We start from the raw sequence: 1,174 nt of genomic DNA on the forward strand, positions 1-1,174 counted from the left end.
TCACGACCCGGGAAACTGGCTCCCACCGCAACAACCTGTGCCGCTGAATCTCTTCAGTGCACTAGATGCCGCGCTCACTGTTGTGGGGCTGAGCACCGGCGACAGCAATGATCACCTCGTCAAAAGAGTCATCGGCCTTCCCGGAGACACCGTGGTCTGTTGCACGGCAGGCGGACAGCTCACCATCAACGATGTTCCCCTCGACGAGCCATACATCCAGGTCCCTGACAGTCAGTCACCGGCAACAAAGAGCCCGTTTACGGTCACCGTGCCCGACGGAAAACTTTGGGTCATGGGCGATAACCGATACAACTCAGCCGACTCAGCGTTCCACTATCTCAACGGCTCGCCAGGAGCAGGCTTCGTCCCAATCAACCGTGTCGTCGGCCGCGCAGTCGTCGTGAGCTGGCCCGCCAACCACTGGGGATGGCTCGGCAACTACCCAGAAACGTTCACGCCGTCAGCTCGCTGAATTAGACGACAGCACCGAAGCAAAAGGGTGAATTCTTCAGCACAATTTGTCCCGCCGGGGGTTCGTCTTGCGGGCGTCGTGGGGACCGTTTTCGTCGGCCTTACGCGGAGTCATCCCATACGGTGGTGGCATGTCCCAAACCGTCTCCCTGATCCGCTCAACTGATCTGTCCGACGTGGCGCAGTACGCGTACGCGGCCACTGCTCCCGCTGAGGCGCGCCTCATCTTCTTCGCTGGTGCCTGCCCCTTGGACCTCGCTGGCAGCACCGTTGGAGTCGGAGACTACGCAGCGCAGGCCGGAAAGGCGATGGAGAACCTCGGTTTAGCGTTGAAGGCGGCAGGAGCCCAGCTGCATGACGTCCTGAGCGCGCGCGTTCTCGTGGCATCCTCCAAGCAGAGCGACTTGGTGGCGGCGTGGACGGTCATTCGTGAGGCTTTCGGGGAGCATGACGTGCCGAGCACTCTCATGGGTGTCACTGTTCTGGGCTACACGAATCAACTGGTCGAGATCGAAGCCGTCGCGGCGGTAATTGACTGAGAGGACCAGCCCGCTGGAGGTTCGTCACATTGACACGTGTCCTCCAGCCGCTTTATCTTGAAGGAGGACGGGAACCATCATGCATATTCCAGCCACGCTTGCGGTAGTTCTCGCGTCGGTCGTCGCTTTCGCCTACATCGCTGCAATCGTTTACGCGATTGTCC

At 60.3% G+C, this 1,174-nt stretch carries 2 protein-coding genes; both read left to right on the forward strand.

From position 1 onward, the window contains the following. Positions 1–472 (forward strand): signal peptidase I (gene lepB / locus JF66_RS18980; RefSeq protein WP_035880441.1); only part of this gene is annotated, 472 nt, incomplete at its 5' end. Between the two features lie 130 nt (positions 473–602). Beyond that, on the forward strand, positions 603–1,010 hold the full coding sequence (locus JF66_RS18985) for a RidA family protein (protein ID WP_035880440.1): 408 nt from the start codon (positions 603–605) through the stop codon (positions 1,008–1,010). The last annotated feature ends 164 nt before the right edge of the window (positions 1,011–1,174 follow it).

It is taken from the genome of Cryobacterium sp. MLB-32 (genome assembly GCF_000738085.1).
In the GTDB taxonomy this organism is placed as follows: domain Bacteria; phylum Actinomycetota; class Actinomycetes; order Actinomycetales; family Microbacteriaceae; genus Cryobacterium.